Origin of the sequence: Enterobacter sp. CRENT-193, assembly GCF_002787395.1 — a bacterium.
GTDB classification, from domain to species: domain Bacteria; phylum Pseudomonadota; class Gammaproteobacteria; order Enterobacterales; family Enterobacteriaceae; genus Enterobacter; species Enterobacter hormaechei_C.
Map to the genome: position 1 here is coordinate 4,633,233 of NZ_CP024812.1, position 20,758 is coordinate 4,653,990.

At 48.4% G+C, this 20,758-nt stretch carries 19 protein-coding genes, 1 tRNA gene and 5 pseudogenes; 16 read left to right on the forward strand and 9 right to left on the reverse strand.

What is annotated here, in order from left to right:
* Window positions 1–149 precede the first annotated feature (149 nt).
* The 6 genes and pseudogenes from CU081_RS23065 to CU081_RS23095 form a co-directional block, all read left to right on the forward strand.
* Complete coding sequence (locus CU081_RS23065; RefSeq protein WP_003863175.1) at window positions 150–1,259, forward strand: AI-2E family transporter; 1,110 nt, start codon at window positions 150–152, stop codon at window positions 1,257–1,259.
* Window positions 1,260–1,373: 114 nt separating this feature from the next.
* The gene (locus CU081_RS23070; protein ID WP_022650441.1) at window positions 1,374–3,158 is read left to right on the forward strand and encodes a diguanylate cyclase; all 1,785 of its coding nucleotides are present in this window, start codon (window positions 1,374–1,376) and stop codon (window positions 3,156–3,158) included.
* A gap of 383 nt (window positions 3,159–3,541) precedes the next feature.
* A complete protein-coding gene (locus CU081_RS23075; protein WP_022650440.1) occupies window positions 3,542–4,036 on the forward strand; it encodes a molybdopterin-dependent oxidoreductase in 495 nt (164 codons plus the stop codon).
* Between the two features lie 17 nt (window positions 4,037–4,053).
* Entirely contained in the window at window positions 4,054–5,991 is a 1,938-nt protein-coding gene (locus tag CU081_RS23080; protein WP_022650439.1) for a putative bifunctional diguanylate cyclase/phosphodiesterase, read from the forward strand.
* Window positions 5,992–6,250: 259 nt separating this feature from the next.
* Complete coding sequence (locus tag CU081_RS23090; RefSeq protein WP_003863178.1) at window positions 6,251–6,508, forward strand: YjhX family toxin; 258 nt, start codon at window positions 6,251–6,253, stop codon at window positions 6,506–6,508.
* A 10-nt stretch (window positions 6,509–6,518) separates the two neighbouring features.
* Window positions 6,519–7,199, forward strand: a pseudogene (locus tag CU081_RS23095) (SAM-dependent methyltransferase); the annotation flags it as partial.
* A 51-nt stretch (window positions 7,200–7,250) separates the two neighbouring features.
* Here CU081_RS23095 and CU081_RS26665 read toward each other — a convergent pair.
* Window positions 7,251–7,430: pseudogene (locus CU081_RS26665) on the reverse strand (S24 family peptidase); the annotation flags it as partial.
* 667 nt (window positions 7,431–8,097) lie between these two features.
* Between CU081_RS26665 and CU081_RS23110 the strand changes: the two are divergent.
* Complete coding sequence (locus tag CU081_RS23110; protein WP_022650438.1) at window positions 8,098–9,318, forward strand: hypothetical protein; 1,221 nt, start codon at window positions 8,098–8,100, stop codon at window positions 9,316–9,318.
* A gap of 23 nt (window positions 9,319–9,341) precedes the next feature.
* Here the strand turns inward: CU081_RS23110 and CU081_RS26185 are convergent, their stop codons facing one another.
* The 4 genes and pseudogenes from CU081_RS26185 to CU081_RS26925 all read right to left on the reverse strand — a co-directional run bounded on the left by CU081_RS26185 (window position 9,342) and on the right by CU081_RS26925 (window position 12,188).
* The gene (locus tag CU081_RS26185; protein ID WP_123839384.1) at window positions 9,342–10,646 is read right to left on the reverse strand and encodes a hypothetical protein; all 1,305 of its coding nucleotides are present in this window, start codon (window positions 10,644–10,646) and stop codon (window positions 9,342–9,344) included.
* A gap of 483 nt (window positions 10,647–11,129) precedes the next feature.
* Window positions 11,130–11,483 (reverse strand): annotated as a pseudogene (locus tag CU081_RS23115) (phage head-binding domain-containing protein); the annotation flags it as partial.
* Between the two features lie 155 nt (window positions 11,484–11,638).
* Window positions 11,639–12,031 (reverse strand): annotated as a pseudogene (locus tag CU081_RS23120) (lytic transglycosylase domain-containing protein); the annotation flags it as partial.
* Window positions 12,024–12,188 carry a hypothetical protein gene (locus tag CU081_RS26925; protein ID WP_328227990.1) on the reverse strand — a complete coding sequence of 55 codons (165 nt, stop codon included), beginning with the start codon at window positions 12,186–12,188 and terminating at the stop codon, window positions 12,024–12,026. The pseudogene CU081_RS23120 and the gene CU081_RS26925, both read right to left, overlap by 8 nt.
* 162 nt (window positions 12,189–12,350) lie before the next feature.
* Between CU081_RS26925 and CU081_RS26930 the strand changes: the two genes are divergently transcribed.
* The 8 genes and pseudogenes from CU081_RS26930 to CU081_RS23160 all read left to right on the forward strand — a co-directional run bounded on the left by CU081_RS26930 (window position 12,351) and on the right by CU081_RS23160 (window position 16,261).
* Window positions 12,351–12,464: a DUF551 domain-containing protein gene (locus CU081_RS26930; protein WP_157787724.1), complete on the forward strand. Its 114-nt coding sequence runs from the start codon at window positions 12,351–12,353 to the stop codon at window positions 12,462–12,464.
* 343 nt (window positions 12,465–12,807) lie between these two features.
* Window positions 12,808–13,056 (forward strand): VUT family protein, encoded by a 249-nt coding sequence (locus CU081_RS26935; RefSeq protein ID WP_148983995.1) that lies wholly within the window; start codon window positions 12,808–12,810, stop codon window positions 13,054–13,056.
* On the forward strand, window positions 13,053–13,856 hold the full coding sequence (locus CU081_RS23135) for a hypothetical protein (protein WP_225622201.1): 804 nt from the start codon (window positions 13,053–13,055) through the stop codon (window positions 13,854–13,856). Before CU081_RS26935 ends, CU081_RS23135 begins: the two co-directional genes overlap by 4 nt.
* Window positions 13,857–13,864: 8 nt before the next feature.
* Window positions 13,865–14,065, forward strand: coding sequence for a hypothetical protein (locus CU081_RS23140; protein ID WP_003863184.1), 201 nt, complete (start codon window positions 13,865–13,867; stop codon window positions 14,063–14,065).
* 8 nt (window positions 14,066–14,073) lie between these two features.
* Window positions 14,074–14,622, forward strand: coding sequence for a hypothetical protein (locus CU081_RS23145; RefSeq protein ID WP_032628143.1), 549 nt, complete (start codon window positions 14,074–14,076; stop codon window positions 14,620–14,622).
* Between the two features lie 36 nt (window positions 14,623–14,658).
* On the forward strand, window positions 14,659–14,868 hold the full coding sequence (locus tag CU081_RS23150; RefSeq protein ID WP_003863189.1) for a hypothetical protein: 210 nt from the start codon (window positions 14,659–14,661) through the stop codon (window positions 14,866–14,868).
* A 2-nt stretch (window positions 14,869–14,870) separates the two neighbouring features.
* Window positions 14,871–14,936 (forward strand): annotated as a pseudogene (locus CU081_RS26670) (helix-turn-helix domain-containing protein); the annotation flags it as partial.
* Window positions 14,937–15,097: 161 nt separating this feature from the next.
* Window positions 15,098–16,261 carry a site-specific integrase gene (locus tag CU081_RS23160; RefSeq protein WP_058647473.1) on the forward strand — a complete coding sequence of 388 codons (1,164 nt, stop codon included), beginning with the start codon at window positions 15,098–15,100 and terminating at the stop codon, window positions 16,259–16,261.
* A 14-nt stretch (window positions 16,262–16,275) separates the two neighbouring features.
* Here the strand turns inward: CU081_RS23160 and CU081_RS23165 are convergent.
* The 3 genes from CU081_RS23165 to proB all read right to left on the reverse strand — a co-directional run bounded on the left by CU081_RS23165 (window position 16,276) and on the right by proB (window position 18,831).
* Window positions 16,276–16,351, reverse strand: a tRNA-Thr gene (locus tag CU081_RS23165).
* 111 nt (window positions 16,352–16,462) lie between these two features.
* Window positions 16,463–17,716, reverse strand: a complete 1,254-nt coding sequence (proA, locus tag CU081_RS23170) for a glutamate-5-semialdehyde dehydrogenase (protein WP_003863195.1) — start codon at window positions 17,714–17,716, stop codon at window positions 16,463–16,465.
* 11 nt (window positions 17,717–17,727) lie between these two features.
* Window positions 17,728–18,831, reverse strand: coding sequence for a glutamate 5-kinase (proB, locus tag CU081_RS23175; protein WP_003863197.1), 1,104 nt, complete (start codon window positions 18,829–18,831; stop codon window positions 17,728–17,730).
* Window positions 18,832–19,136: 305 nt separating this feature from the next.
* Here proB and phoE point away from each other — a divergent pair, with 305 nt between their 5' ends.
* The gene (gene phoE / locus CU081_RS23180) at window positions 19,137–20,189 is read left to right on the forward strand and encodes a phosphoporin PhoE (RefSeq protein ID WP_003863199.1); all 1,053 of its coding nucleotides are present in this window, start codon (window positions 19,137–19,139) and stop codon (window positions 20,187–20,189) included.
* Window positions 20,190–20,321: 132 nt separating this feature from the next.
* On the opposite strand, the gene crl is transcribed toward phoE, so the two are convergent.
* Complete coding sequence (crl, locus tag CU081_RS23185) at window positions 20,322–20,723, reverse strand: sigma factor-binding protein Crl (protein WP_003863201.1); 402 nt, start codon at window positions 20,721–20,723, stop codon at window positions 20,322–20,324.
* Window positions 20,724–20,758 lie beyond the last annotated feature (35 nt).

Sequence of the window (20,758 nt, forward strand, 5' to 3'; positions counted from 1 at the left end):
CTAAACGTATGGACATCTAAACATCCAAAGAAGGGTGTTATACCGCGATTGTTAACAAAAAGCCACCCGGCACGACTTCGGCGCAATTATTGGTAAATCCTTAAATCAGTTCTATAGTCGACACAGTTTCTTCTTCACCAGGACTCACTATGCGATTTAACGGACTGACCAAAGGTTTCTTTATTCTCATCCTGGCCCTTGTAACCTGGGCTTTCTTTGACGTGCTGTCACCCTATTTCTCGGCGATTCTGTGGGCCGCGATCCTGACCATCATTTTCAACCCGGTGAAAAACAAGCTGCGTACCGCGCTCGGCGATCGCAACGGGCTGGCTTCCCTCCTCACACTCGGCATTATCTGCCTGATCGTGTTTATTCCGTTGATGGTGATCCTTTCCTCGCTCGCGGTGGAACTGAACATGGTTTACACCAAGCTGCAACAGAACAACACGCAGTTCCCGGAAGTCATCGCCGGTATCTTCAACCGCCTGCCGGACTGGGCCAGCGGCTTCCTGGCGGATCACAACCTGACCAACGCCGCGCAGATCCAGAAAAAGCTTTCCGATGTCGCGTTACAGGGCGGACAGTATCTGGCGGGTAGCGCGTTCCTGATTGGTAAAGGGACGTTCGGCTTTGCTATTAGCTTCGGCATTATGCTGTACCTGCTGTTTTTCCTGCTCAAAGACGGGCCCTATCTGGTGCGCCAGATCCTCGACTCGCTGCCGCTGTCTGACTTCGTCAAACAGCACCTGTTCGCGAAGTTTGTCGGCGTCTCGCGAGCCACGGTAAAAGGTACGGCGGTCGTGGCGGTGGTTCAGGGTACGCTTGGCGGTATCGCCTTTGCCATCGTCGGTATTGACGGTAGCGTACTGTGGGGAGCGCTGATGGCGTTCCTCTCCCTGGTGCCCGCCGTCGGCTCGGCTATCGTCTGGGTTCCCGCCGCCATCTTCCTGTTTGCCACTCACCAGCTGTGGCAGGGTCTGTTCATTGTGGGCTTCTTTGTCATTATCGTCGGGCTGGTGGACAACCTTTTACGTCCGCTGCTGGTGGGCAAAGACACCAAAATGCCGGACTACCTGATACTGATCACCACGCTCGGCGGTATGGAGCTGTACGGCATTAACGGCTTTGTGATTGGGCCGCTGATTGCCGCCCTGTTTATCGCCTGCTGGAACCTCTTCTCCGGCCGCGACCACGCAGGCAACGCCGAGGAGCTGGACGCAGATTTTATCGAAGAAGGAAAAAATCCTCCGGATCTCTAACTAAACGCGTTTTGACAGGCGGCCCGGTGCCGCCTTTTTTTTCGCGATAAATCAGGGGTTTTCTATAATCTTTAATGAACGCTCTTCCACATTTGTCGTAGAAGGATCCAACAGGTGCGAATCGCCACGATCACAAACTGGGCCTATGGTGTCACGGTGTGCCTGACCATTGCTTCCGGTATCGTCATGCTGATGGCTTCCCATGCCGACAACGTAGAACGTCAGGCTGTTAAGCAACGACAAATTTTTGACCAGCTTACGGAAGAGATTGAAGCAGAAACCTGGATGCTCTCCGACTTAGCGCGCCTTTACGCCATCAAAAAAGAGCCCGATGTGCTGAAAACGTACCAGGCGAAAGAAGGCGAACTGAAGAATATCGAGCGCAAGCTGGGCCAGTTAAAAGATACGGGCGCAACGGGCGAAGAGCTGGCGCTGCTGTACGAAGGGCTGAAGATTGTCGATGACCTACAGGATGAACAGCAGGCAGCAATTGCCAGCGTCGCCCGGGGGGAGGAACAACAGGCCATTGCGTTACTCTTCGGCAAAATCTACGAACTTGAAATGGAACGCGCCCAAAGCAAGATTGACCATTTTCGTGTGCTTCTGGATAAGCGCATTATCGCCGATGTCCAGGCAGCGACCAACACGTCAAAAACCCTGCGTACCGCCTCTGAAATGATGGTCGGCCTGACCGCCCTGCTCTTCTTATTCGTGATGGGTTTTATTCTCAAGCACCGCGTGCTGCGCCCGGTGGTGCGCCTCAGTGATGTGGTTCACCGGCTGGCCTCACAGGATTACGCCGTCGAAACGCCAAATTTCAACCAGGTCGATGAGATAGGCGATATGGCGCAGGCCATTCGCATTTTCCGCGAGAACGGGCTGGCAAGGCAGCGGCTTGAAAAAGAACGCGACGCAGACTGGGCCATCCGCGAGCTGCTCGCGCGAATGACCCAGCGCTTGCAGGGCTGCGAGAACGTTAGCGACGTGATTGAGGTGGCAGAGCTGTTTGCTCCCAACATTGCGCCGGGTGTCGCCGGGCGTCTGTATATTCTGGATCGAAACCCGTGGGAGATGCGCTGTGCGGCGGAATGGTTATCTCCCCAGGGAGAAAAAAATGCTTTCCACCCCGATCAATGCTGGGCCATACGCCGTGGTCAGAGCCACCCACCGGTCAATGGCGAGCCGGATATCGGTTGCCAGCATCTGCCTGAATCACAAAAAGACAGTTCACTCTGCGTGCCGCTCATTGCGCAGGGGGAAGCCATTGGTTTGCTGTCGTTTCAGAACATCACGCCTGAAACGGCACCGTCCCGCGCCTATCTCGAATTAATGGCGGAAGCCCTGGGTCTGGCGCTGGCCAACCAGCGTCTGCGCGATGCCCTGCTGGAAAAAGCGCTATTCGACCCGCTCACCGGCTTGCGTAACCGCCACCACCTTGAAGATACCCTGCGCACTCAGATAGCTCAGGCGATGCGCAATGATGAACCGGTGAGCTGCATGATGATCGACATCGATCACTTTAAAAGCATTAACGATCGCTTCGGCCATGAGGCTGGCGATCATGTGATTAAGAGCGTGGCGACAATTGTTCAGCGTGCCATGCACGATGCCGGCCTGGCCTTCCGCTTTGGTGGCGAAGAGTTTCTGGTGCTACTTACGGGTGCGGATGAGGAAGCGGCTCACGCCTGCGCAACGGAGATTTATAACGGCGTCCATACGCTGTCGCTACGTTATGGGCTTGCTGAGATTGGCCCGGTAGATGTGTCGATCGGGATCGCCAGTTACCCGCAGCACGCCCAAAGCGACGACCTGCTGCGCGCGGCAGACGTGGCGCTCTACCGGGCGAAAGAGCTGGGGCGCTCGCGGATCGTCAGTTTCAGTATGCTGGAGGCGGGTTAAGCGAAACTCAGTGCCAACGACGTCAGAGGTACGCGCACTCTCTTATTCCCTCACATTGAGGGTGCGTTATCATTCTTTGTACAAATAAATTCATCTTAACGATGCCACCATTGATAAAAAATGGGGGTGCGTAAATATATCAATAAATCAAAGCGATCATTTTTTAAACTCGGGTGGTTTATTACACTAAGTTTTTATGTTTTAAAAAACGTAAGCTTCAGCCAGCGGTCTGCAATCATGGGGCAAAATACAGCTATCATTTTGATTTTTATGATTTTAATCAAGTAGCGTTTGCAAAAAGGCGTGGCGTTCAACAAAATAGACAAACTTATAGGATAAATAACTTATAATTCTTATACTTCTGTTAAAAAGAGGAGGCCAATATGCGAATAATCCTAATGCTGTGCTGCTTTTTGGTACAAAGTTTAAGCTGGGCTGGCGAACTGCCAAAGCCTGTGGGCAAACCCATCTTAACCATTACCGGTAATATAGAAAATACGAACGAAAATGGAAATGCCGTTTTTGATATTGCCAGCCTTGAAAAACTGGGCATGGTGAGTTTCCAGACGACCTCTCCCTGGTATAATGGCCGCACGAAGTTTGAGGGTATCCCGATGCGCAAACTCATGGAGTATGTGGGTGCAAAGGGTTCTGTCCTGAATGTGATTGCACTCAATGATTACACTACCGTCATCCCTCTCAGCGACTTCCAGAAATACAACGCCATCCTGGCTTTAAAGGTCAATGGCGAATATATGCGCATCCGCGATAAAGGTCCGTCATTCATCGTCTACCCTTATGACAGTCTTCCTGAACTTAATAATCAGATTTATTACTCGCGATCGGCATGGCAGGTCAGCAAAATGAAGATTGAATAGTAGTTCAGGAGAACATAATGAACAGGATACTGGTTGGTATCATTTTTTCTCTTTTTATCACTACGGGATATATAGCATTTCTTGTTTACGATCGTCAGCAAGAGTTGCAAAAATTGACTCACTACACTGAGTCCTGGTCTGTAGCCCAACTGGTATCTGAATATTACCGATTTGAATCATGGATTGGACTGTACGCAACCGAGACTGATGACGTTACGGTAGACCAGGTTCGCATGCGCCTGGAAATCATGCTGAGCCAGAATGATTTATTGAAAGAGGGCGGCCTGGGTCGTTATATAAACAGCGAAAAAGCGCATCAGGCGCTCGCCTTACGCCTGGAAAATATACTGAACTATCTGGATGGTCATCTTGAGAAAATGAGCCGTTCAGAGTTAAAGCTCTATCTGAAAAATATGCATTCACTGGATGCCCCGCTAAGCCAGCTTTCATCCACGGCTTTAACAAAAGATGTTAATACAATCAATGAAACCAACCTTAAAATACAGGTTCTGTATTATATTTATTCGGCACTTTCGCTGTTGCTGGTTATTTTAAGCTTCATACTGGGCTTTTTGATTATCTATCAAAATAAAAATATCCTGAAAGCCCATATGCAGGTGAAAACGCTGGCTGAAGAACTTCAGCTATCCAAAGAAACCCTGCAAATCCAGAATACAAAACTGGAATACGATGTTTATCATGACTCCCTTACCGGCATGAAAAACCGTCTTTTCTTTTGGGATGATCTCAATAAACTTAATCTACAGGCTGAGAAAAAACATATTTCGGTCACGGTGATGTTATTCGATTTAGACCGATTCAAAGAGGTGAATGATACCTACGGTCATGATACCGGGGATTTACTGTTACGTGAGGTATCCACGCGCCTTAATGCTTTGGGCCGCTTTTCAGAGACATTTTATCGTTTGGGCGGCGACGAATTTGCGTTTCTCTCCAGTGGCTTAACCGAAGCCGCAGCCGTTTCACGCGCGCGAGAAATCAGTGATAGCATCAGCAAGCCCTATACAATCAATAATCAACTCATAAAAATAGCCACCTGTGTAGGTATTGTTTTATCGGATAACGAACGACGTTCAGATTACCTTTATAAGTTTGCCGATCTGGCGCTCTATGAAGCCAAGAAAGAAGGTTCTCAGCAAATCAAAGTCTTCCGCCAGCGAATGCTACAGAAGTTGCAGGAAAGCAGAACCCTTGAAAATGATATGGCAAGAGCAATAGAGAATGATGAATTTGTTGTTTATTACCAGCCTATTGTGAATTCCGTCAGCAAGGAAATTTACGGCTATGAAGCGCTTATTCGCTGGATGCATCCTGTAAAGGGAATGCTTGCCCCGGATAGCTTTATTTTCGCCGCTGAAAAAACAGGCATGATCAACGAGATAGGTAAAACCGTACTTAAACTGGCCTGTAGGGAAGCGGTCTCCTGGACTGTTCCGGCCAGGATCTCCGTCAACGTCTCGCCTGTTCAATTGGGCAGCAAATCATTTATTAATACGGTGCAGTCCGTTCTGGCTGAAACCGGGCTCCCGGCTAACCGTCTTGAGTTAGAGGTCACGGAGTCATCCCTCTTCAGTGACAGAAATAACCCCATTGCGATTCTGAAAAAACTCCGCGCACTGGGCGTAAGAATCTCCATTGATGATTTTGGCACGGGCTATTCGTCGCTCTCCAGACTCAGCGAACTGAATTTTGATAAAATCAAGATCGATAAATCTTTTGTCAATCCGATATCTACGCAGGAAGATGCGCTTAATATTGTGAAGCTGATTACCGGTATGGCTAAAAGCCTTAATATGGGCGTCATAGCTGAGGGCGTTGAGACCGAAGAGCAGCTTGAGCGGCTTCAGGCTCTGGGTTGCGAGCTTGTGCAGGGATATCTTTTCAGCAAACCACAGCCTCAGGTCGACAGTAAAATCAAGAGCGGCCAGGAATGAGTCCCTCTCCTCAGCCCGATACCAACCGGGATCACATTTTTCACCCCTGGGTATTCACTGACAATAAACAGGTGTTATCATTCACCCCGTAAATATCTATCAACTCAATCCGAGGCTTTGATGCTGGAGAATGTAATCATCCGATAATCAGCTTCCCGACCATTCCAGGCCGGACTGATTATCAATGCGCTGAAACCGTATGCGGACACCGCTGTGTGTTTGCACGTTTTGCCCATGATGATTAAACAGGTTTTCCAGTATGAATTTATCCCGTCAGGAACAACGTACCTTACACGTTCTCGCCAAAGGTGGCCGTATTGTGCACGTCCGCGATACCTCCGGCCGCGTCACCGCCGTTGAATGCTATAGCCGCGAAGGACTACTGCTGGCTGACTGCACGCTCGCCGTTTTCAAAAAGCTCAAAACCAAAAAGCTGATCAAATCCGTTAACGGTCAGCCCTACCGCATTAACACTACGGGGCTGAACAACGTTCGCGCTCAGCCTGATAATCGTTGAGGAGAGGATGATGGATATCCCACGTATTTTTACTGTTAGCGAAAGCGAACACCGCATTCATAACCCGTTCACCGAAGAAAAGTACGCCACGCTTGGCCGTGTGCTACGCATGAAGCCAGGCACACGCATTCTCGATCTCGGCAGCGGCACGGGAGAGATGCTTTGTACCTGGGCACGTGATTACGGTATTACCGGTACCGGTACCGGCATCGACATGAGCCAGCTCTTCACCGCGCAGGCCACACTGCGCGCAGAGGAACTTGGCGTCAGCGAACGCGTCCATTTCATTCATAACGACGCGGCCGGCTACGTCGCGAATGAAAAATGTGACGTGGCGGCCTGCGTTGGCGCAACCTGGATTGCGGGGGGCGTAGCCGGGACAATGGATCTGCTGGCAAAAAGCCTCAAGCCCGGGGGAATAATGCTCATAGGCGAACCGTACTGGCGTCAGGTACCCGCGACGGAGGAGACAGCCCAGGCCTGCGGCGTCTCGTCGATTGCAGACTTTCTCACTCTGCCCGGTCTGGTTGCGTCTTTCGATCAACAGGGCTATGACCTGGTTGAAATGGTGCTGGCTGACCAGGAAGGCTGGGACAGGTACGAAGCCGCGAAATGGATGACCATGCGGCGCTGGCTGGAGGAAAACCCAGATGATGACTTCGCGCAGGAGGTTCGGGCGGAGCTGACGATATGTGCGATACCTCTTTACTTTAAACTCACCGTTGCAGTCACAGATAAGAAGCGATCCGTCACACGGCTTAAGCGACGAATCGATGACAAGGAGCGCATCCTTCATGATGCCGCACCTGTAGATAGTCTCACCAGCTCGCATGTAGTACGTAGCGGCTGGTTTCTGGATAAGCACCTCATCAAGTGACAGGCGCGTTTCAACGTAATCAGCAGCTGGACTCGGGAACCCCATAACTCACCTCCGATAATTACTGTATATGCATACAGCATTATCTATCGGCGGTATCGATCAATAGTCTTTATGGTGCTACACTTCAGACCTTTCCGAATTCACTGATTTTTATCATGTTAAATTTTTTAGGGTTGCCTAGTCAGCATTGATGCTGCCAGTGCATTTATCAGAAAGAACCGTTCTACGCAGCAGCGCAGATCACCAGAATTAGGTGGCGTTAGGATGAGTTTTTGTCTTGCCGGTCAAAATAAAGGCAGCATGTTATGGCATGGTTAAAAATGATTTCATGTCAATTATTTACTAAAAATGTCGTAAGATGATATCATGATAAAACACTATTCATTAATAATAGATACTATGGAATATATCAACCTTTTAATATTGACATTAATAATATTCATTGTAGTTTTTGTTTTTTATCCTAAGAGTGCAGATGAAAGCACCGCCAAGCCTGATTCAAATATTAACTTCACAATTAGGTCATCATTCGATTTGAAATATGATGATTGCATAAAAAGATTGCCAGCTTTAAAAGAAGACTTTGAAGGGTACGCAACGTCCTTCAATAAGGAAATGGACGGCTTTTATGCAAAAAATAATTCTGACTTATACTATGTTAGGTGTAATAAGTTGTTAAATAAATTAGAATATAAGCAAGGTAAGTAGAATGAAAGTGATAAACTTGATTTTCCCTGCGCTGTTAAGCATGTCAATCCCCATTGATATGCTTAACGGTTATGTATTGAATACATATGATACTGGGGTGGTTTCGCAAATATACAAATCATTCATTATATTAGTTTGCTTTTCCATTTTGATAATAAAAAAACCTTTAGTTGTATCATGGTATATCTCCGCAGTAATATTCCTTGTTTGCGGCTCGGCATTTGTGCTCGCGTTAAGCGGAGGTGGAGAAACAATATCTGAAACAGTGCAGATAGCAATAAGATGCATGATGTTCTTCATCGTAATGACAACATTAACATATTTAAATCCAAGTAAAGAATTTATCGGAAAAATATGTGCAATACTGCTTATATTGCTTTTTGTTAATTTCTTGCTTGGTTTCTTTGGCTTTGGGTATTCTTCATATGGCAACGAACTAGTATCAGCTGGTGATAGCATGGGCGTAAAAGGATACTTTTACTCGGGAAATGAGCTTTCCTTCGTTATTATGATTTTCTCATTATTTTCTGTATGCTATTTTAAAAATGAAATTGTATGCATATTTGCAATGTCAATGCTTCTCTTTTGTTCAGTCATGCTTTCTACAAAAGCATCTCTGGCATCTACTGCAATAATATTTGCTGTTTGGGCGTTTGGCAGAACAAATGCAGTTGTAAAGGCGTTCACTACTATTATCATAATGATATTTACAGTATTGTTTTTTGACGATTTAATTTCTAAAGTGACTTCTTCAGATATTGTTAGCAGATTATCATGGATGTATGAGACTGGTGGTTTGTTAAGGGCGGTTCTTTCTGACCGTGATACGTTTATAATAGATGCATTAAACCAGTTGAATTTACTAGACTTCAGTGCCGGTTACGTATTTGGATTTGGAAGGGATTATTTGACATTCTCTGGTGTTAAAAGCTCAACAGAAATGGACTTTGTTGATGTTTACTTATGGTTTGGAATTCCAGGAATTATTTTCTTTGTAAGTTATTTCTATAAGCTAAAACGACTCCTCAACAAGATCACTTACGAAGCTAAAAATAATTTAATCTGCGTGGCATTTTTTTGGATGACGCTCTTTGTTTCATTCGTTGCTGGACATATTGTGTACTCTGGAACTGCTGTAATACCTCTATGCCTTGTCTTGTATGCCCTTGGAAAAGAAGGTATTAGAGAGAGAGGGTTTTCCTCATCTCCCGTTGGTTGCTGATTGAATGGTAAGCTGAATTCGGCTTACCTTGTTATCGCATTGTTGCTTGCAATATCTGCAATAAGGGTTGCTAATGCAGGGTTACTTGCCGCATCTACGCTCCTTGTTTGTGTGGAGTAGTTGGTCAGTGTCCATGTTTTATTGTTGCTGCTATTCAAAAATTGATTGCACGACTCATATCTATATGTGGGGGTACTGGAATATGCAACATTACCATTACTGGTCACATGTATAACGCATCCAGTAATATTAACAGTTTCGGTTCCTGTCAAGATCTCAAATGGCCTTACAACAGATGAGGAGCCGAAGTGCGAAAGAGCTGTTACTTCTTTCATTATGACGCTTGTTGATGCTCCTGTTTTGATATATGAACTAGGCGTTCCCTGAGTTGACAGGAATGTAACACCTGCGAATTTAATATGCCTGCAATCAGTAACCTCGACAAAAGCCCTGTTTGTGTCAGCCCAGGCTCCTGTAATTGAGATATCACTGAATGTTACATCACAGTTTCCTGATGTACCTGTCGGTTTCCCGCTAAAATCGATAGCTCTCGCGTTTGTGTCTGTGATATCTATCTCAATATCAGAGAACCTTATTTCTCCCAACGCGTTCGTAGTGTTACCTGAGTTTCTTGCGAAATAAATTGCCTGTACAGATGGGTTGCTTATCTTGATATTGGAAAATGTTAATTTATCTGTGCCATCTAATGGATAATATCTACATAGTATCCCGGTGGCACACCTGCTAGACACTACATCAGATATCAGCAAATCACTTGCATATTCTATCGCCAAAGATGCATTGCTAGACTCAATATAACCTGTGTTAATAACACCGAGTCTAAAGTTGCACCTAATTCCATGAGACTCACAGTTTTTGATGATGAAGTTGCTTATAACTACCCTGGTTGCACCAACGTGATCTGTATCCGACCCCATCACCCTGATACCGTTACCTCCTGAGCTGTTAATTTCAGTCCTTGAAATATCAATGGTGCTTGTTCTGTTTGCAATGTCAGCGTAGACAAATAGGGTTGACTGGTAGGTGTTTATGCCTCTGAAGCAATCTATAAATACTTTACCAAAGTTTTTAACTACAAGGCCAGAGCCTAGCCTAGTTTCTGCATCTCCTGACCCTCCAGATTGCTTCCCTAGCCCTGCATCGTAGCTATATACGTTGTATGCATAGAATTCTGTTCCAGTGTTGCACTCTGCATTGCTGTACCACGATCCATGCATAGAAATATCCCTTAAGAAACATTTCCCCCCAGTTATGATTGCAAATGATGGATTTGGTGCATTGTTATCTGATTGCTGTGAAATTCCCAATCTATCGAACCATCAATTATTATGTCATATGGTTGCCTGATTGACGCTGTTAATGGTGTTCTCAGCCAAAATTGGTTGACTGTGAATTTTGTTTTTTTTCCATTTTGATTTAATAGTTAAATCACTATTTACCGTGAAATCGCCTGACAGCGTATAGTTTTCTGAGGACAGAATTATATTTCCACCAACACCAAGCAACCTCTGTAACTGGGTGTCATTCTGTGCGATTTTCCACCCTGAATTAACCTCATGAAAAAAGGTTACAGGGTAAAGTTCTACAGAACCATTGATAGACGTTGTGTCATAACTCGCAATAGTTAAAGGAGATGATAATGGTGCGCTAAGCATCATCACAACTCCATTTAGCCTGATATATCTCGTGCCGGCAGGAATAATTTCTCCAACATTTGCATTTACGCCAATTGATGGCGGGTATACATCCCCGCCCAAAAATCCGTTCATCCCCCTTAGCCATGAAAGATTAAGAGTGCTTGCAAATTGGTCAGGCTCATAGCCTAAAATATTCGGGAAATAAAATTGCTGGACTCCATATGCATCATACACAGACATGGAGTGACCTTTAACCGTCACGAACTTGGTTATCTGACCATTGTAAACTGGATAACCACCGGCGTTGATCAAGATTGGCTGGGATACAGGAATTAAATCCCCATCCTCACCTTCAATGTAAACCTGAATCTGGTTAGCGGGTATAGTTGGGTCGGTATCAATCTGACCGATATAGATTTTTCCGTTTGCAACTGCTTTGAATGAACGCGCCAGAGTGAATAACTGGCTAGGCATACTCACTACAACATTTGCGGTGATATCTGACATTTACTGTGCTCCGGGCGCAGCAAAGCCGCACAAGCTAGAACTTGCGCAGCGTTGCGTTAAGGTCGGTTATAATTAGTTAAAAAAGTGGAGGAATTATGGAACGAGACTGGTTGAACTTTGCATTCTTGATTTTCGGTATCTGTCTTGGCGTCGCCCTATTCACTTAGCGCTTCAGACTTCGCACCCTGAGCGAATGAGTTAACGACTCTCTCGACGTCAGATAGCGCTTTCTCAAAAGCAGTGGATCCTCTTGGGGTGTTTGCCAGACGCAGCATTGCATTACGTGCTGGCTCGCTCTCATACATCCTTGCCAGCAATCCATATCCACCACCAACCCCTAATAATGCTGGGTTAGTTACAGTGCCAATTCCCATTATAAACGGGATCGCCTGCTGTCCGGTTGGCGTTGTTACCCCTGCCTGCCCCGCTCTCTTCGTTGACTCCAGATAGTTCTTCAGCCCTCTCAGATAAGCAGCATCACGGCCTTTAAACGCGATTCCAGTCTGGTTAGACATCAGGTTAACCTGTCGCAGGAACTGGTCAGGTGATTCGGCTAATCCATCTCAACACCGTTTGCTTACATGGCATCCCATCATCACGACAGACGGAGCGCAGCGATTCACCCTCCGCCAGTCTCAGGCAGATGCTTTCCGCTAACTCTTCTGAGTAATCTGATGTGCGACCGATTTTATTTTCTTCGCCCATATTTCATTACGCCTTAGTGAATGCTTGTGCGTAACGCCTTAGTGAATGCTTGTGCGTAACGCCTTAGTGAATGCTTGTGCGTACTCTACTGTGCGACCTGGACCCATCTGAATGACGCACAGGTCACCGATAGGCAGGAAGCCCGCAGTAATGGTAGGCTACATGGAGCGCAATGAACAGGATGGTTATTTCCGTTTTGCGCCCCTACCAAACGGAGGTGGAGTTTACTGCCAGCCAACTCACTGGATGCCACTCCCCTCACCTCCAGCCAAATAACAAACCCGCACATCGCGGGTTTTTCTTTATCCGGAGCCCGTATGCAACTCAACCCAGTGGCAGCCGTCATCATGGCTCTTATTGCATGGGCGGCTATCTCTTCACTCATTCACATGTCAGAGGGCTTGTTATGGCTGCACTGGTATATGTATTAGCAATTTGCGCAGCTAACTACCTGGTGTTTGTGTTCGGCCCATGGTGGTCAATCATCAACTCCTTCGTTCTCATTGGACTCGACTTCATCCTTCGCGACGTTCTTCATGAACGGATTGGATTTATAAAGGTTACTGGGCTTTCTGTTCTCTCCGGAGTCATCAGTTACACCATAAATCCAGCAGGCGGGATGATAGCCATTGCCTCTTCAATCTCGTTCGTTCTCGCATCGCTAGGTGACGGTAGTGTCTATCAATTATTGATTCGCAAGCCGTGGTCAGTTAAGGCAAATGCCTCAAATATAACTGCTTCAGCCATTGACTCTATATCGTTCCCGCTTATCGCATTCGGCTCTCTTATGCCAGGAATCATTGCCGGCCAGTTCATTGCTAAGGTTGGCGGAGGTTTTATCTGGTCATTAATTTTAAGGAAGAGATGATGACAGTCCACTTTCACGGAGGTCCTATTTGGGGTGATAAGGATTCACCTACAGATATGCTCATAAAGGCTCTGTACCGTGACGGTGGGGCGTTTATTTCCTTTGCAAGGCCTGAACAGATGAAGAAAGTCGCGATGTTTCCATGTGACATCAGGCTTGATAACGGAGCGTTTTCTGCATGGGATAAATCCAAAAAGAAAAAGATAGCCGTGGATTGGGGGAGGCGAAGTGAGAAGTTTTATGACTTCGTAGGGAAATGGTTCAGCCGCATTGAGTGGTTTCTTATACCTGATGTTATTGAGGGGTCTGAGGAAGAGAATGATGAGCAGTTAGAGCTTGTGCCTCACTGGCTTGCTTCAAAGGCCGTTCCAGTTTGGCACTCTGATGAATCAATTGAAAGACTTGTAAGGCTATCAGATCGGTATGAATGGGTGGCAATAGGATGCTGCGGACCTCACAGGCATATACGTTCAAAGTGGTGGGAGCATCGCATGAATGAGGTGTTTACCGAGCTATACATCAATAGAAATTCGGAAGTTAAGCTTCACGGATTGAGGATGCTAGATGTCAGGGTGCTTGGTATGTACCCATTCGCCAGCGCAGATTCTACCAATGTTGCTATTAACGTACCAAAAACCGAGAAACGATTTCCTGAGATAACAGACAAATTAGCTCGCACAGCTGTGCTGCGCGCAGCCATAGAAAATGTCCACCCTCCATCAATACCGGAGTGGGTAGAAAGAAAGGCAAAAGAACCGGCTCAGGCCGGTTTTTTATTTGAATTCACAGACGCAGCGTGAGGTGTGAAATGGCTAAATTTGCTGTGGGCGCGTTAGTGCAGCTTAAGTCTGGAGGCATCAGAGGGATGGTTGAGAGCCAGATTGAGCCAGAGGGTGACCACCCGAAATACTGGTGCAGGTGGGATGACGGCAACTACTCGGTGCATCACGAATACGAACTTCGCGCGGCTACTGTTGATGAGCCTCGCGTGTATAAGAAATTAGCGTAAGGAGATTGATGATGACTTTGCTTGAATTGCTGGTTAAGGAATTGCCATCTAGGGGCGGGTGGCCCGATGGCGTTGAACGCCTTGAGCAATATCCTGATGGGGCTCTGTTTGATGGTCCTAATTATCAAAGTAACTTTAAGTTCCAAAGGGCAGATGACTTTGGTGATGATGAAGTAACCCGCGAGCAATACGAAGCCGCACTAGTTGCCAGCAAGCCAGAATGGGATGGTGAGGGATTGCCTCCTGTGGGGTGTGAATGTGAGTATGAAACTAAATTTGATGGATGGCAGCCAGTACGAATTGAGCTAATCAAATCTGAAGGGATCGCCTTTACATGGCTGTCAAATAGCCAGGCTTACAATGGGCTTGATTGTGTCGGAGTGCAAAAGTCAGGCTCTTTCCGCCCTATCCGATCAGAAGCAGATAAGAGACGCCACGAGACAATGCGACAACTGTCTCATTCTCTCCGGGCAAATGGATCGGTTACAGAAGAGCAACTAAACAGACTGTACGCAGATGTTGCAGCAGGAAAGATTCCACACATCCGCATCGACTAGACCGCCGCAATGGCGGTTTTTTATTGGGGATAGATAATGTCAGACAGCGAAGAAATCAAAATCGAAGGCGGCTGCATTTACGAGTCACAGAATATTGATGGCGATAATTCAAAGTTCATCGTTACAGTGGTTGGACTCTCCCGCGTCCTGTTTGCTGACTTTCCGATGATTAAATTCAACGAAAGTTATCTTGAATATTGCGTAACAAGGAAAGAATTCCAGAAGCGATTCAAGCTATCGGAGTAACCATGGAATCACACAGCCTCACACTCGATGAGGCCTGTGCATTTCTCAAGATATCCAGACCTACCGCAACCAACTGGATTCGCACAGGCCGACTTCAGGCAACACGCAAAGACCCTTCCAAACCAAAATCCCCATACCTCACTACACGGCAAGCCTGCATTGCGGCGCTTCAGTCTCCGCTGCATACTGTCGGCGTGAGCGCGGGTGATGGCATAACAGAGGAACTGAAATGTCACTATTCCGCAGAGGTGAAACCTGGTACGCCAGCTTCACATTACCGGACGGCAAAAGATTTAAGCAGTCTCTTGGGACAAAGGACAAAAGGCAGGCCACGGAGCTTCATGACAAGCTAAAGGCCGAAACATGGAGGGTGAGTAAATTAGGAGAAACCCCTGAAATGACCTTTGAGGAGGCTTGTGTCAGGTGGCTTGAGGAGAAGTCTCATAAGAAGTCACTGGACGACGACAAGAGCCGGATCGGATTCTGGCTACAGCATTTTGCAGGGATGCAGTTGAAGTACATTACAGAAACGAAGATTTACTCTGCTATCCAGAAGATGACAAATCGCCGTCACGAGGAGAACTGGAAGCTCATGGAAGAGGCGTGTCGCAAGAAAGGGAAGAAGCCTCCAGAATACAAACCAAAGCCAGCAGCGGTAGCCACAAAAGCAACTCACCTATCATTCATTAAGGCGTTGCTCAGGGCAGCAGAACGTGAATGGAAGATGCTGGATAAGGCTCCGATCGTCAAAGTTCCTCAACCGAAGAACAAGCGTATCAGATGGCTTGAACCTCACGAGGCGAGAAGGTTGATTGATGAATGCCCGGAGCCGCTTAAGTCAGTCGTAGAGTTTGCGCTTTCTACTGGCTTAAGACGTTCGAACATCATCAATCTGGAATGGCAGCAGATAGACATGCAGAGAAAAGTTGCGTGGATTCACCCGGAGCAGAGCAAGTCTAATCAGGCCATTGGCGTGGCGCTGAATGATACTGCTTGCAGGGTGCTGAAAAAGCAAATCGGAAATCACCACAAGTGGGTGTTCGTTTACAAGGAAAGCAGCACTAAGCCTGACGGAACCAAATCACCTGTAGTGAGGAAGATGCGCTACGATGCCAACACTGCATGGAGGGGTGCGCTAAAACGAGCAGGGATTGAGGATTTCCGATTTCATGACCTGAGACATACGTGGGCAAGTTGGCTTGTTCAGGCTGGAGTGCCTATTTCTGTGTTGCAGGAGATGGGAGGATGGGAGTCAATCGAAATGGTTCGTCGCTATGCTCATCTGGCACCCAATCACTTGACCGAACATGCGCGGCAAATAGACTCGATTTTTGGGTGTTCAGTCCCAAATCTGTCCCATAGTGAAAATAAGGAAGGTACAAATGACGCGTAACTACTTGATTTGAATGGTGCCGATAATAGGAGTCGAACCTACGACCTTCGCATTACGAATGCGCTGCTCTACCAACTGAGCTATATCGGCCCTGAAAGGCCGGTTACGAGCGTAACCACGGGGCAAAAGAGTAGATCTAACCGGGTGATGCGTCAATGCCCTTTTGAATCAAACGGCTATTTTTGCATCACCCGCGATTATTTACGCACGAATGGTATCATCACCAAAGCCGATCCACTTGTAGGTGGTCAGTGCTTCCAGCCCCATCGGACCACGGGCGTGCAGCTTCTGTGTGCTCACCGCCACCTCCGCGCCCAGACCAAACTGGCCGCCATCGGTAAAGCGCGTCGAGGCATTGACGTAAACCGCAGACGAATCCACTTCATTCACAAACCGATCGGCATTGCGCAGGGTGCGCGTCAGGATCGCGTCAGAATGCTGGGTTCCGTGTTCACGAATGTGCGCAATAGCGTCATCGAGATCCGCAACTACCTTCACGTTCAGATCCAGCGACAAATACTCATCGTCGTACTGCTCCGCATTAACCGGAACGACCTTCGCCGGACCGTCTTTCAGCAGGGCGAAAGCCTTCTCGTCCGCATGCAGCGTGACGCCACTTTCCGCCATCTGCTTGCTCAGCGCTGGCAGGAAGGTACTGGCGATGCCCTGATGCACCAGAAGCGTTTCTACCGTATTACAGGTGCTTGGACGCTGGGTTTTAGCGTTGACGATAATCTTCAGCGCAGGTTCTACCTCCGCGGTGTCATCCACCACGATATGGCATACGCCAATACCACCGGTGATCACCGGAATGGTAGATTGCTCGCGGCACAGCTTGTGCAGGCCCGCACCGCCGCGTGGGATGAGCATGTCGATGTATTTGTCCATGCGCAGGATCTCGTTAACCAAAGCACGGTCGGGGCTTTCAATCGCCTGCACGGCACCCGCCGGTAAACCACACTCCTCCAGCGCCTGCTGGATGACGTTTACCGTCGCGGCGTTGGTGCGCCAGGTCTCTTTCCCGCCACGCAGGATCGCGGCGTTACCGGTCTTCAGGCACAGGGAGGCGACATCCACCGTCACGTTTGGACGCGCTTCGTAAATCACCCCAATGACGCCAAGCGGCACGCGACGACGTTCAAGGCGTAACCCGCTGTCGAGCACCCCACCGTCAATCACCTGCCCTACCGGGTCGGCGAGGTTGCACACCTGACGGACGTCGTCGGCAATACCTTTCAAACGCGCCGGGGTCAGCGCCAGACGGTCGAGCATCGCTTCGCTCAAGCCGTTGCGACGCGCTTCCAGCAGATCCTGCTCGTTGGCGAGCAAAATTTCCTGCGACTGAGATTCCAGATAATCAGCGATTTTTTCCAGCACGCGGTTTTTCTCGCGGCTGGAAAGGAGCGCCAGTTTGTAAGAGGCGGCCTTCGCGGCGGCGCCCATTTGTTCCAGCATGTTCTGGCTCCTTAACGAATAATCATGTCATCGCGATGCACGGCAACCGGGCCATATTCATAGCCCAGAATGGCGTCGATCTGCTGCGAATGGTGACCCGCGATGCGGCGCAGGGCATCGCTGTTATAGCGGCTTACGCCGTGGGCGATGTCGCGGCCTTCGAGGTTACGGATGCGGATCACTTCACCACGGGAGAAGTTGCCTGTCACGCTTTTAATTCCTTTAGGAAGTAATGAACTTCCTCGTTCCAGAATCGCGGCGGTCGCCCCTTCATCAACGACGAGTTCGCCCGCAGGCGGCGCGCCAAATATCCAGCGTTTACGGTTTTCCAGCGGAGTCGCCTGGGCGTGGAAGCGAGTACCCACAGAGATGCCTTCCATCACATCACCGATTACGCCCGGACGGCTGCCCGCGGCGATGATGGTGTCGATACCGGCCCGGCACGCCACGTCCGCGGCCTGGAGCTTGGTGCCCATGCCGCCTGTCCCCAGACCAGAAACGCTGTCACCCGCGATGGCGCGCAGCGCATCGTCAATGCCGTGAACGTCTTTGATCAGTTCAGCCTGTGGATTAGAGCGCGGATCAGCGGTAAACAGCCCCTGCTGATCGGTCAGAAGCAGCAGCTTATCGGCCCCTGCCAGGATCGCCGCCAGCGCAGAGAGGTTATCGTTGTCGCCCACTTTGATTTCAGCGGTGGCAACAGCGTCGTTTTCGTTAATGACCGGAACGATATGGTTATCCAGCAGCGCGCGCAGCGTATCGCGGGCATTCAGGAAACGTTCTCTGTCTTCCATATCCGCACGCGTCAGCAGCATCTGCCCGACGTGAATGCCGTAGATGGAGAACAGTTGTTCCCAGAGCTGTATGAGTCGGCTTTGTCCCACGGCGGCCAGCAGCTGTTTGGAAGCGATCGTCGCGGGGAGTTCGGGGTAGCCCAGGTGTTCACGCCCGGCGGCAATCGCCCCGGATGTCACAATTACAATACGATGCCCTGCGGCATGCAACTGAGCGCACTGACGTACAAGCTCAACGATATGGGCACGATTCAGGCGGCGCGATCCGCCTGTTAACACACTGGTACCGAGTTTTACCACCAGCGTCTGGCTGTCACTCATGATTCTCTGCCGTTCAACAATAAGGGAAAATGATGTCAGTCAGACGTTTTAACAGGTGTCAGCCCCGTTGCCAACTGCCTTAGCGCATGACCCGTCACTTTGTTGCGCGGGATCAGGAAGCGTAGCGGCAGATTTTGACAATTTTATTACCGAAAAATTAAAACATACTTCTTTAGACATATTCTTACTTTGTCATAAAACTTTCACCCACGAACGATAAAACCCTTCCTGTTTTTCACGGGGTAATAAGCCGAATCTTATTACTCAGCGAATATTAGCGCGTTTTTATAAAATCAGGATTGAAAATGAAAAAGAGCACTCTGGCATTAGTGGTAATGGGCGTAGTTGCTTCCGCATCTGTTCAGGCAGCAGAAGTTTATAATAAAAACGGGAATAAACTGGACGTGTACGGCAAAGTAAAAGCAATGCACTACATCAGTGATGATGACGCTAAGGATGGTGACCAGACTTATGTTCGTTTCGGCTTTAAGGGTGAAACGCAGATTAACGATCAGCTGACGGGCTACGGACGTTGGGAAGCTGAGTTCGCGGGTAACAAAGCTGAAAGCGACTCTTCTCAAAAAACACGTCTGGCATTTGCCGGGCTGAAACTGAAAGACTTCGGCTCACTGGATTATGGCCGTAACCTGGGCGCGCTGTATGACGTCGCCGCATACACCGATATGTTCCCGGAGTTCGGCGGTGACGGCCTGGCACAGACCGATAACTTCATGACGAAACGCGCCTCCGGTCTGGCCACATACCGTAATACCGATTTCTTTGGCCTGGTTGACGGCCTGAATATGACTCTGCAATACCAGGGCAAAAATGAAAACCGCGACGTGAAGAAGCAAAACGGTGACGGCTTCGGTACCTCCCTGAGCTATGACTTCGGCGGCAGCGATTTTTCTGTGATTGGTGCGTATGCCAGCTCCGACCGCACCAACGAGCAAAACCTTCAGGCACGCGGCGAAGGTAAAAAAGCAGAAGGCTGGGCAACCGGTTTGAAATATGATGCCAATGATATTTATCTGGCCACTATCTATTCCGAAACCCGCAATATGGCCCCTATTTCCGGTGGCTTTGCAAATAAAGCGCAAAACTTCGAAGTGGTCGCGCAATATCAGTTTGACTTTGGTCTGCGTCCATCTCTGGGTTACGTGCAGTCTAAAGGCAAAGATATCGAAGGTATCGGCGATGAAGATATCGTGAAATACATCGACGTAGGTGCGACATATTATTTCAACAAAAATATGTCTGCGTTTGTTGATTATAAGATCAATCAGATTGATGACGATAATAAACTGGGCGTAAGCAGCGATGATATCGTTGCGCTGGGCATGACCTACCAGTTCTGATGTTGTGGTAATAAAAAAACCGGCGCTGAGCCGGTTTTTTTGTGCCCGGTGACGCTGTGCTTACCGGGCGTACGGGATAGTACATTTTTCAGACCGGGTTAGGCGTAGCCGCCACCCGGGGCTGGGACATCATCAGGCTCTCAGTTTCACCGCTTCGCTGGAAAAATCGTCCGCAGGCTCCAGCTTCAGATCCAATGTTGCCAGCAGGTCGCGAGCTCTGCCGTGAAATTCTTTTAGCGTATGCTCCAGGCGATCGATCACTTCCTGATCTTTGATGCTCGTCGCCTGCCAGTGCCCGTCTTTATTAAACAGGCCAAACTGATAGGTATAGGTAAAACGGTTTTCCTGCGCTTCCATTTCCATCCACCAGCCCCAGAACTCACGTTTTTCGGGTGCAGGCTTCACGTTGACGCAAACAGCCAGGCAGTCGAAAAAAAAGCGATTCTCTTCACACTGCTCTTCTCGAATATACGGGCCAAGAGCCATGAACTTCTTAATCAGTCTACTTTTCGGGTGTCCACTCGGTAACGTCATTGCGATCTCCTTTTGTGAAGCACTGTTTTACCAAA

Coding starts and splice junctions, on each gene's coding strand:
- CU081_RS23065 (WP_003863175.1), top strand. CDS start 150: ATGCGATTTAACGGACTGACCAAAGGTTTCTTTATTCTCATCCTGGCC.
- CU081_RS23075 (WP_022650440.1), top strand. CDS start 3,542: ATGCGAATAATCCTAATGCTGTGCTGCTTTTTGGTACAAAGTTTAAGC.
- CU081_RS23080 (WP_022650439.1), top strand. CDS start 4,054: ATGAACAGGATACTGGTTGGTATCATTTTTTCTCTTTTTATCACTACG.
- CU081_RS23090 (WP_003863178.1), top strand. CDS start 6,251: ATGAATTTATCCCGTCAGGAACAACGTACCTTACACGTTCTCGCCAAA.
- CU081_RS23110 (WP_022650438.1), top strand. CDS start 8,098: ATGAAAGTGATAAACTTGATTTTCCCTGCGCTGTTAAGCATGTCAATC.
- CU081_RS26925 (WP_328227990.1), bottom strand. CDS start 12,188: ATGGGCGAAGAAAATAAAATCGGTCGCACATCAGATTACTCAGAAGAG.
- CU081_RS26930 (WP_157787724.1), top strand. CDS start 12,351: ATGGAGCGCAATGAACAGGATGGTTATTTCCGTTTTGCGCCCCTACCA.
- CU081_RS26935 (WP_148983995.1), top strand. CDS start 12,808: ATGATAGCCATTGCCTCTTCAATCTCGTTCGTTCTCGCATCGCTAGGT.
- CU081_RS23135 (WP_225622201.1), top strand. CDS start 13,053: ATGATGACAGTCCACTTTCACGGAGGTCCTATTTGGGGTGATAAGGAT.
- CU081_RS23140 (WP_003863184.1), top strand. CDS start 13,865: ATGGCTAAATTTGCTGTGGGCGCGTTAGTGCAGCTTAAGTCTGGAGGC.
- CU081_RS23145 (WP_032628143.1), top strand. CDS start 14,074: ATGATGACTTTGCTTGAATTGCTGGTTAAGGAATTGCCATCTAGGGGC.
- CU081_RS23150 (WP_003863189.1), top strand. CDS start 14,659: ATGTCAGACAGCGAAGAAATCAAAATCGAAGGCGGCTGCATTTACGAG.
- CU081_RS23160 (WP_058647473.1), top strand. CDS start 15,098: ATGTCACTATTCCGCAGAGGTGAAACCTGGTACGCCAGCTTCACATTA.
- proA (WP_003863195.1), bottom strand. CDS start 17,716: ATGCTGGAACAAATGGGCGCCGCCGCGAAGGCCGCCTCTTACAAACTG.
- proB (WP_003863197.1), bottom strand. CDS start 18,831: ATGAGTGACAGCCAGACGCTGGTGGTAAAACTCGGTACCAGTGTGTTA.
- phoE (WP_003863199.1), top strand. CDS start 19,137: ATGAAAAAGAGCACTCTGGCATTAGTGGTAATGGGCGTAGTTGCTTCC.
- crl (WP_003863201.1), bottom strand. CDS start 20,723: ATGACGTTACCGAGTGGACACCCGAAAAGTAGACTGATTAAGAAGTTC.